Genomic DNA, 10,099 nt, shown 5'->3' on the forward strand with positions numbered 1-10,099 from the left:
GAGCTGCAGCATCTAAAGTGGAAATCCCAGATGAGTGATCGTCCAAAATTTTATTAATCTCTGCACGCTGAGCATCTGAGGCGGTAACTCGATTCTCCACAGGAACTGGCTCTGAGATCTGTTTTTCTGTGATACCTTTAGTTGTAGTCGTTAATTGTTCCGATTGACTAACAAGCTGAGGACTTTGGGCATAGACTACACCACCATCAGAGGCAGGGGTGACCGAGTCACCCTCAGCTCTTGGATTGCCCGAGTCGGCAGTAGTTTGATTAAGTTCAGGTGAATCCTGATGATCATCTTGAGTAGCGATAGAACCTGCTTGGGGCTGGTTAGCTTTAGTCACTTCCTCTGCAGAAGCAGACTGGCTATTAGTTGTACTTTCTTCTGCTTGAATAGGTTGCTCAGAACTACTAACCTGAGCCCCATCACCAACGACTGATTGATCGTTCTGAGTTACTTGAACCGCTTGAGAATCCTGAGGCTGACTATCGGCACTAACAGATGATGTAGTCCCAACCGTCATCAAAGACAGACCAGCCATAGTTGTCACAGCAATTGCCACCCATTGTTTCTTCACTTTGTGAAGTTTATAGTGTGTAGTTTTCATTAACTATTTCCTCCTTAATTTATAGCATTTTCATGAACTACTAGTATCCTAGCATATCTTTTTATGATTTTTAGAAATTCTCAAAAGTGAATTTTTTAATTTTACGTTTATCAACGAGTGCTGTTAGAGTGGAGTGCGTATCAATTACATAACTATGTTCAAAATAAGCATTACCAAGTTTATTGTTTTCTGCTGCTTGAGTTAGGTAAAGCAACAGTCATTTTTGTGATAAAAATAAGGATAAGCAAAATGAGTGAAATAATAATTCCAGAACTATATAGACCAGTAGTTTTGACTGGCAGACTATGAAATTCCTTAGAAACATAATCGGCTACCATAAATACTAGAAAGTTAAATAATAAAGCAACGATGAAAGTTGTTAAAGCATGAATAAGACCCTCACAAAAACGAACGAGGCCGATATCCCTTCTTGTTAATCCTAGTAAATCAAACTGATTGGCATCTTCTCTAGCCCTGTCAGAAGCTAATACGGTGATCGAAATAATATTGGCTAGTATCAGTAAAAGCGGAGCCAAAAGATACATGAGAAAAGAAAGTAAAGTATTCACCTCTCCTGTACTTGCTAAGAATATTTGAAAGCCTGAGATGAGAGTAACCGCCATTGTCACAGACGATTGCAATAACTTTAAATAGGAACGATCGTATACTACTAGCCATTTGGAAATGGTAAAATGATAATCTAAGAAAGAAAACAGGTAGCTCAATCCTTCGATGACAAATATCTGTATGTAGGGAGAAATGAGTTGAATTATCATCAGATTCACTAATAATAAAGTAGTTACTAGACTCATTTTTATAGCGACAACATCTCTTTCTACTAGATTTAGAGGTAGAAAAACTGCGACAATACAAGCAATCCAAGAAGAAAGAAGTAACAATACCATAACTGCTTTCCCCATAGAAAGAGACAGATTTCGTTTCTGCTGTCCCGAAACTTTCTTTAAATTTTTCCATGAGTAGTGATATCCACTAATAGCAGCGATGCCAGATACAATTAAAACTGTCAATAAACAGCCCAACATATCAAATGAGATTGATAGAGGAGGCATTAATTCTTTTCCAACTTTCAATTGTAGGTAGTTATAAAACTTCTGAGTCGCAAAAATAGACAGAAAGGAGCCAAATAGACTGGTAATAAAGGCAATGATAAAAAGCTGCCCACTGATAAGAAAGGACAACTGTGAACGGTTAGCTCCCAAAATTGTCCATAGTTCATAATCCTTTTTAAAAAGAGATATTAAAAACTGGATAAGTCCTGAAACCAATAAGAACAAGGTTAAACCACCAAATACAATCAATCCATTAAAGACGACAGATGGTCCATTATCACTATTAGCTAGCGATGGATCTTTTGAAATGCTTATAATACCATTTACTGCTATTCCTGCAACTAGACTAGCTACAAATAGGACTGGCACTGTACCCAGCCACTGCTTTTTAGAATATTGAAACTGATAATAAATCAACCTTAGCATAGAATCCTCCTTAGTTATGCTTATCAATCTCTAAAGCTTGGTAGAGATCTTGAGCTGAAGGGGCTTGTAACTCTTTATAAATATTACCATCTTTCAAAACCAAAGCCCTATCCGTATAAGAAGCCAATTCGATATCATGGGTTACCATAAAGACACATTTCCCTCTGTTAGCCATATCTCGCAATAAATCAAAAATGACTTCTCTAGAAGTACTATCCAAAGCACCTGTAGGCTCATCAGCAAAGATAAGCTGACTATCTGATAAAATTGCTCGAGCAATTGCCACTTTCTGTTGTTCTCCACCTGATAAAGTATTGACAAATGAATTCATATCTGCTTGAAATTTCATTTGTCTCAGTAAATCCCTAATCTCTTGTTTATTCACCTTTTTATGGGATAAATGTAAGGGTAAAGCGATATTTTCTATAACTGGTAAAGCAGGAACTAAGTTATAAGATTGAAAAATAAAGGAAATATTCTCTTGCCTTAGCTTGGCGAGTTTTCTATTATTAAGCTTATAAGGGGCAACATCATTTATCATGACATCTCCACTTGTCGGTTCCAGTAAACTAGAAATACATTTTAATAATGTAGACTTTCCCGAACCACTGACACCTAAAATAGAGATAAACTCCCCATATCTTGCCGTAAGTGAAATATCTTTTAACACCGAAACTGCCTTACTCTTATCTAATTGAAAGCTTTTAGATACATGAGATGCAATTAAAGCACTTGCCTTTTTCATATGCCTTCCTTCCTATATTGAAACCAATTACAATGAAGAAACTAATTTCCAATTTGTTCCAAAAAATAATTCAGCACATTGATTGTTAGATTAATATCTTCGTTTCTTAATCCACTATGTCCAGCATTATAGTTCAAATAAATTAAACTATGGATACCACGCTTTCTTAACTCATTAGACCATAGGATGACATCATTATTATTAATATAAGGATCCATCTTTAATTAACCTCATTCCGATTGATAAACCGTTTCAATCAGACTTCTTTTTATAAAACTCATAAACGGTATCACTTTAACAAGCAATCTTAATAATTCATTCGGCAAAGTAGATCGACTAAGATCAATTCCAAGATGATTATCATCTATATTCTTTTAGTGAACTTAATGGAAGCATCGTTAAATAATTTTTAGCTATCCAAACAATGAATAATTGTAAACTTCTTTTTCTGTAGAGTCTGGATTTTTTAAATTCTTAACTGTTCCGCTGTCAATAGCATAGACATAATCTGATACACGTTCCAATTCATCTATGTTATGTGATGTGAGTAAAATAGCTGCACCAGCTGTTTTTAAGCGCTTTATAATATCCATCATGATTAATGCCGACGGAACATCCACTCCTGAAGTAGGTTCATCAAAAATATAAGCATCAAAATCCCCAACAGCACATTGGATGAAGGAAAGCTTCTTTTTCATTCCAAAAGAGTAACCAGAAATCTTACCTTTTAAGTTTTTGTAAAGGCCTAATTCTTTAGATAGATTTACAGCGTATGATACATCTGTCTTTTTAAGTCGAGCAATGAATTCCAAAAATTCTAAACCCGTCCAGTCAGAGTACATGTTATCAGCATCAGGCATAACAGGCACTGTTCCCTTTTTGACCTCCCCAGAATCACATCTGTAGTAATCCATTATCAAGCCAATTAGGGTCGACTTACCAGCACCATTTTTACCAACTATAGACGTTATCATTCCATTTTTTATCTCAATACTAATCCCTTTTATAACTGGTGTACCATGAAAGCTTTTAATAATATTAAAGCATCCTATCATCTCTAAATTTCCTTTCTTTTAAAACAGCTTATTCCTAAAAAAATAATAGAAATGGCAAGAAATAGCAAAAAGACAACTTCCCACATTTTAATTAAATAAATATAAGGCATGAACCATTGGACACCTTTCAATATAGGCCAATTTTTAAAATAAGCTATACCATATACAATCGGAAAAGCTAAACTTAAAATTGATTAATGTTGAAAACCTTTCACTTTTTGAAACAGTTAATATAAGTAACACGAGACTCTGGATATAAGAAAAAAACTATAATAGATAATAGAATAAATTGGAAAACAATTGCACCTCTAAACAGAAATAATACAGCTAGAGAAACTGCCAAGATAATTAAAAAATAACAAAGTGATACAAAATAGTTTGCTAAATCAATAGCTTTTCGAGATAAATAAGGAGTCACATATCTCATCGTTTATGATTCTACTTTCTTGGAAATAAGGCCAGAAAAAATGTAGCCTAGAAAACCATAAATTCCAAATAAAAGATCAATTAAATCCGAACTTCCATTACTATTGAGAAAAATACTAATAGAAGTTGTATAATTCCCTGTTAAAACAGATACAATGATGAATAATCCTCCTATGACAAAAGATTTGATTGAAAAAATTTCTTTTTTCAGAGTTAAAAAACAACGCTCGCTATACATCCTCCTATAGTGACAACAATGATCAGAAGCAATTTGATAGTAATCACTTTTTTACGTACTATAATACGGTCAGTTTACCTAAATAATATAAGTTACTCTTTTTAAAAAAAGGCTGCAATGGAACTGAACAAGAAAGGAGATACAGCAAGCAAAGCTGTTTTCAAACTATCATTCCTATGATAATTAATAGAAAACATAATGATAATAGAAATAAATGCTGTCAACTTTAAAATACTTAAAAGATTGGATGTTGGATAGATTAAAAGTAGAAAACAGTCAATCATCAACATGATAGTTCTAGACAGCAGTATATCAAAAAGAAAGATTTCCCCATCCTCAATAAATAAGGTTATAAGAAATTTTGCAAGAAGATACCCAACCACTGCACTAACAATATTACTAACAATTGAAATGACAAATACCAGCTTTTGAGGAGACACTGTTATAACACTCTTTAGTTCGTTTAATGCTGATAGTCTTTTGTCTAAAATCCCTGTTTTCAGCAATAAATCTACAAATAAAAACAAGATAAAAAGATGACAAAGAAAATTTCCCAACGAAACAATAAAAGTTTTATATTTCACAAATCTTTCCTCCTTCTATATGAAGAATGTGGCTATTTTGTTCGAGCATCGGGCAGGACAGATTGTGAAAAACATAAATAATTGTGGATGTTTTAGACAGCTTAACCAACTGTTTTGCCACTATTTCTAAACTAGCATTATCAATTGTAGATAAAGTTTCGTCAATAAAAATATAGTCCCACTCCTTAACCAGCAACAATGATAAGCCCAGCTTTAATTTAGTGCCAACTGAAGCATGCAGGTAATCATCATTATAGGAATCACTAAAAAAGGCCTCTACATTAGCTTCTAATTCTGGAGTCAACTTGACCTGATAAGTCTTACACAATAAATAGAAGTTATCCTTAATAGAAAATGGTGCCAGACCAATTGGATTCAAATCAAGAAATAGTATATCTCCTTCAAGCTTTAATCTTTTCTCATTATCAAATGCAGACAGTCCTGATAATAAGCGAATGAGAGTACTCTTTCCACTGCCATTTTTACCTGTCAAACGATGCAATCCCGTATGAATCTGAAAGGAAGTATCGTCAAAAAGAACTTTATGACGAATTGTTTTTGACACATGTTCTAATTTCATCCTATATACCCTTCTAAAAAAGCTGCACAAATCAATACAAAATATGATCCAAGATAATATTTCCAAAAAGATAGCTGCTTTTTCAACCCTTTCTTAAAACTTTTTTGCTTGATAGAATAATACAAAAGATATTGACTTAAGCCTTGATAGAGTAAAAAATTGGGCAATTCAATGACACCATGCGGTGTTAGCTTGCTTAGTGTATAACTTACTCCATTTAACTGTATTCCCATACTAATTTGAAAAACAGTACCCAAAAGATCAAAAAATTGTAATATGGGAGAAATGGCAAAAAACAAAATATAAACTACAAAATTACCCGTATTATTTATTAAAACAGTAACAAATAACTGATGACTAGCTGGCAGAATACTAGACTTAAAAAGTGAAGATTTGACTACAAGACTCAGTATTACTCCTATAAAAATAGTACTAAAAATAAAGATAATATAATAACTTTTAAAAATTTTATCAGACACTATTATCCTCCCAAACTCATACAAATGATGCAAATAAGATACAGCAGAAGGAAAGAATATCTTAAAAAATGATTCCTTTCTTCATATACCAGATAATCCAGTTTTCTGAAATAGGTAAAAGCAATCAAAATATTTAAGATTACTAAAATAACCGCTTTAACAGTTACAATAAACGGAGAACTTGCAACAAGTGCAGGCAAGGCAGTAAGATGTATAAAATTGGCATAAACTGTCCACAAATACAAACTGCTAACTTTAAATCTGTCATAAAGCGTTAAATGATTATTGAGAATCATCAAACGGTGGCGCGTTGAATCAATATCTATATCCTCGCTATGATTACCAATAAGAAGTTCCAACAACGCCAAATAAATAGAAGTATACAAAAAAGTAACCGGAACCAGTACCGTCCTATTCAGGTGATTAAAAAAAAGCTGACCAAAATAGGTTATCAATAAATTAAAAACGATAATTAAAAAGAGCAGAAAAAGATTATTTTTAAAAATAATTAGTTGTAACTTTAACAAAGATACATCGGAAAACGCACTCCTCTCATACTTGATAAAGCGAAATAAGAAATCGTCAATTCTAAAATGAGAAAGAGTATAAACTATAAGGATAAGCAGTGATGCCAATAAATTTAGAACCAATAAGTCAATATTTCCTTGACTTAGATAAAATAAAGAACCTAAGAATAAGATTTGATTAATAATTGCTGACATGCCAGATAACAAATGAGATAGAAGATTTATAGCAATAACAGCACAGCCAAGAAAAGCCAACGTTAAACTAACAGAATGATTACTGACTAAGTAACACAAAGCTACGATTGTAAGGACAAACTGTATTCTGTAAATATAATAAACAGAAATAAGAATATGCCTTAAAATATAACGACGCTTGATAAAAAAAGTCCCCAACTTTTGCTGATGATAAGGGAAAAGAACACTTGAATGTTTCATTGTCCCAAATAGACTAATAGATACAAGTAAGATTTGTTCTTGCATCCTCAAATTGATTGAATTATTGTTGGGGATTACTAAAATAACGATTAAGAATAAAAAGGTCATCCCGAGTGTATTGAGATGACCTAAAAAGTCAGAATCCACATGCAGAAATCTTTTTTTCATAACTACCTCTTAATATAGAGCCGCTGCTGCTTTTCCTTTTTTCTTTAGAATATAAAGAACTGCTGCCGCTACTCCTGAACCAATGGAGCCGACACCCGTTATGGCACCAACAATAGAAATAACAGTAGTTACTGTACTATAAGCACTGATTAGATTTACAACTTGATTAGCCGCTGTGGTACTAATTCCTAAAGCACCAGCCAATAAAGGACTGGTCAGCAGACCAAATGAGGCAAAAGCCATCACTGCACAGGCGATAGAAGTATAATATAATTTTTTTGAATCTGATAATTTCATAATCTTATCCCCTTTTCTATTTTTAAAATGGTAAGACAATTGTCACTGTTGTAAATATTTACACTATGATTATAACATTGATTATTTCAATAATAATTTATTCGCAAATCTGAAAACTATTATTAATATTTTTTCTAATTTGAGAAAAACAGTGTTCTGATAAGTTGACTGTTATAATAAACATAAAATACAGAAAGAGGTGCTTAATATGTTTGATTGGCTTATTAAATTGTTTACTGGTGGAGGCAATGGCGGCGGAGGTGCTTTCTAATTTATTAAGATTCGCTGGAGGTTTATTTATGTTAAAAAGATTGGTTGCATTAATTCTCGTATTTCCATACTTTTTATTGCCTTTTTTATAGATAAAAAGTAAACTTTTATACAATAATTCCGAAAAAGGTTATCAGAAAAAACATTGATAGCCTTTTTATTTGTTACTGTCAAAATTCCGTAGCAACTGCTCCATATTTGCTCTGAGAAACATAGCCATTGTTGGATTTCCCAACTTTTCAACCATATCAATGTAATGTTCTAATTCAGATTTATCAGTTATTTCTCCTTGTAGGTAAGCAATCATTTGTTTCAAAAAATTTAAAGAAACAATGATAAACATGTCTTGATACGTTAAGAGCTTTTCTAAATAATTTATAAAATAGTTGGCATGGTAAAGCTCTTTGCTCTCAATAAGAATCATTATTAAATTTAAAAGAGCAATTTGCGCATTTTTCTTATTAGTCGGAATGGAAATATATAACTTATTCCGCTCTATAAAGGCTTTGCCCAAAAAGATTAAGTCTTCAATTGATAAGATAATCATCGTATTGCCAAAGAGATTGAGCTCATACTCGGTCCACTCTTCGATATTATAAAGATAAGTCGTAAGAAATTCTTTATCCTCATCTGATATAATATAGCTAGGATCCAAAGTATGAATAGCCACACGAACAACTAATCTATTTAGTCGGTTATAAGTATCAAAGTTCTCATAATCTCCATAAGTATCTAAGATCTTCTTTAAACTTTCGATGTCTCGCTTTGACTGGAGTTCTACAATCTTATTTCCTATTTTGAAAAAGTCACTTTCTTTATAATTATTTAAAGCATGACCGAACTCCGAAAATGTCATGTGAATACCTGAAATAGCTAATAGTAATTTATCTGCGGCTAGCATATTTTGTCCGTTTTCAAACTTCGATAACTGTGAAACTGATAAATTATCACGAGCAACATCTTTCAGCTTCAATCCTCTGGCCATTCTCAGTTCTTTATATAGTTCACCAAGTTTGAGCGATTTACCTAACATTTAAAATCTCCTTAAATAAAATCCCATTCTCATAGAAGTTACCATACTTATTCATTTCAACGGTATATGATTACTCTATTATACCATACCTATTTTTTCATCTTATGTCTATTTATATCGTAAATGTATCATTTTTTAACCCTGCCTCTCAAAACTAAGAAACAGAGGTTAGTATTTTATAGATTCAAATCCACATAAAGTATACAGTATCCGATTTGCAAGATTCTAGCTCTATAATTTCTGTAGTGGGTAGAATTCTCACCAGAACCAGAAGTTATAGGGCAGTTTTCCTCGACAACATCCGTCTTAGAGACGACTACTCTCCTGCAGTTTTTGCACTGAAAGCGTCGCTTCTTGAACTTGAGAAGGGTTGGCATCCCAGCTTGCTCAAGGAGAGGGATTTTAGAAGGTTTCTGCCAGTCGTATCTGATCATTTGCCTTGGCAATGAGGGAAAGAAGGAGCAGGATAGTCAAGGGTTGCTTGCACCTCAATGTGAGATTGGTGCTGATAAGCAAAGATTATTTTGGTATTTTGGTCTTTCATTCCGATGAGTAATGTGATATGATTGATGTGTTCCATAAGATACTTTCTAATGATGGTTTGGTCGCTTTTCATTGTAAGTCTTATGGGACTTTTTTGGTACTCAAAAAGCTCCATAATCTCCACAGTGGATTTTACCCACTACAGAAATTATAGAGCTTTTCTATACCGGCGGCCGGGGTCGAACCGGCACGTCCTTGCGGACACTGGATTTTGAGTCCAGCGCGTCTGCCAATTCCGCCACGCCGGCTAATATAATTACAACTGGGGTAGCTGGATTCGAACCAGCGCGTCAGGGAGTCAAAGTCCCTTGCCTTACCGCTTGGCTATACCCCAATAATAAATAGGCGAGTGATGGGGATCGAACCCACGCATGCCAGAGCCACAATCTGGTGTGTTAACCACTTCACCACACCCGCCAAAATATTATTAACACGGGCAGTAGGAATTGAACCCACACTGAAGGTTTTGGAGACCTTAGTTCTACCTTTAAACTATGCCCGTAAAATATGGAAGGGGAGGGATTCGAACCCCCGAACCCGAAGGAGCGGATTTACAGTCCGCCGCGTTTAGCCTCTTCGCTACCCTTCCTAAATCATATTTATTATGGCGCGAGAC

General features: G+C 33.9%; 10 protein-coding genes, 5 tRNA genes and 1 pseudogene. All 16 read right to left on the reverse strand.

Annotation, left to right across the window (positions count from 1 at the left end; translation table 11 throughout):
- Positions 1–607 (reverse strand): KxYKxGKxW signal peptide domain-containing protein (locus SCSH_RS10525; protein ID WP_193743706.1); only part of this gene is annotated, 607 nt, incomplete at its 3' end.
- Between the two features lie 179 nt (positions 608–786).
- Positions 787–2,103, reverse strand: a complete 1,317-nt coding sequence (locus SCSH_RS10530; protein ID WP_057491854.1) for an ABC transporter permease family protein — start codon at positions 2,101–2,103, stop codon at positions 787–789.
- A 10-nt stretch (positions 2,104–2,113) separates the two neighbouring features.
- The gene (locus tag SCSH_RS10535) at positions 2,114–2,848 is read right to left on the reverse strand and encodes an ABC transporter ATP-binding protein (RefSeq protein WP_057491855.1); all 735 of its coding nucleotides are present in this window, start codon (positions 2,846–2,848) and stop codon (positions 2,114–2,116) included.
- Between the two features lie 413 nt (positions 2,849–3,261).
- The gene (locus SCSH_RS10540; RefSeq protein WP_238581390.1) at positions 3,262–3,903 is read right to left on the reverse strand and encodes an ATP-binding cassette domain-containing protein; all 642 of its coding nucleotides are present in this window, start codon (positions 3,901–3,903) and stop codon (positions 3,262–3,264) included.
- A 765-nt stretch (positions 3,904–4,668) separates the two neighbouring features.
- Positions 4,669–5,151, reverse strand: coding sequence for a hypothetical protein (locus SCSH_RS10550; protein WP_057491857.1), 483 nt, complete (start codon positions 5,149–5,151; stop codon positions 4,669–4,671).
- Positions 5,141–5,731, reverse strand: coding sequence for an ATP-binding cassette domain-containing protein (locus tag SCSH_RS10555; protein WP_057491858.1), 591 nt, complete (start codon positions 5,729–5,731; stop codon positions 5,141–5,143). Before SCSH_RS10555 ends, SCSH_RS10550 begins: the two co-directional genes overlap by 11 nt.
- Positions 5,728–6,210, reverse strand: a complete 483-nt coding sequence (locus SCSH_RS10560) for a stage II sporulation protein M (RefSeq protein ID WP_057491859.1) — start codon at positions 6,208–6,210, stop codon at positions 5,728–5,730. Before SCSH_RS10560 ends, SCSH_RS10555 begins: the two co-directional genes overlap by 4 nt.
- A gap of 2 nt (positions 6,211–6,212) precedes the next feature.
- Positions 6,213–7,340: a hypothetical protein gene (locus SCSH_RS10565; protein ID WP_057491860.1), complete on the reverse strand. Its 1,128-nt coding sequence runs from the start codon at positions 7,338–7,340 to the stop codon at positions 6,213–6,215.
- A gap of 9 nt (positions 7,341–7,349) precedes the next feature.
- Positions 7,350–7,583, reverse strand: a complete 234-nt coding sequence (locus SCSH_RS10570) for an uberolysin/carnocyclin family circular bacteriocin (protein ID WP_370695926.1) — start codon at positions 7,581–7,583, stop codon at positions 7,350–7,352.
- A 481-nt stretch (positions 7,584–8,064) separates the two neighbouring features.
- A complete protein-coding gene (locus SCSH_RS10575) occupies positions 8,065–8,940 on the reverse strand; it encodes an XRE/MutR family transcriptional regulator (protein WP_057491862.1) in 876 nt (291 codons plus the stop codon).
- Positions 8,941–9,209: 269 nt separating this feature from the next.
- Positions 9,210–9,520 (reverse strand): annotated as a pseudogene (locus SCSH_RS11400) (transposase family protein); the annotation flags it as partial.
- A gap of 127 nt (positions 9,521–9,647) precedes the next feature.
- A tRNA-Leu gene (locus SCSH_RS10585) sits at positions 9,648–9,731 on the reverse strand.
- Positions 9,732–9,745: 14 nt separating this feature from the next.
- Positions 9,746–9,817 (reverse strand) — tRNA-Gln (locus tag SCSH_RS10590).
- A 10-nt stretch (positions 9,818–9,827) separates the two neighbouring features.
- A tRNA-His gene (locus SCSH_RS10595) sits at positions 9,828–9,900 on the reverse strand.
- Positions 9,901–9,914: 14 nt separating this feature from the next.
- Positions 9,915–9,985 (reverse strand) — tRNA-Trp (locus tag SCSH_RS10600).
- Between the two features lie 6 nt (positions 9,986–9,991).
- A tRNA-Tyr gene (locus tag SCSH_RS10605) sits at positions 9,992–10,072 on the reverse strand.
- Between the last annotated feature and the right edge of the window lie 27 nt (positions 10,073–10,099).

This window comes from Streptococcus orisasini, from assembly GCF_001431045.1.
GTDB lineage: Bacteria > Bacillota > Bacilli > Lactobacillales > Streptococcaceae > Streptococcus > Streptococcus orisasini.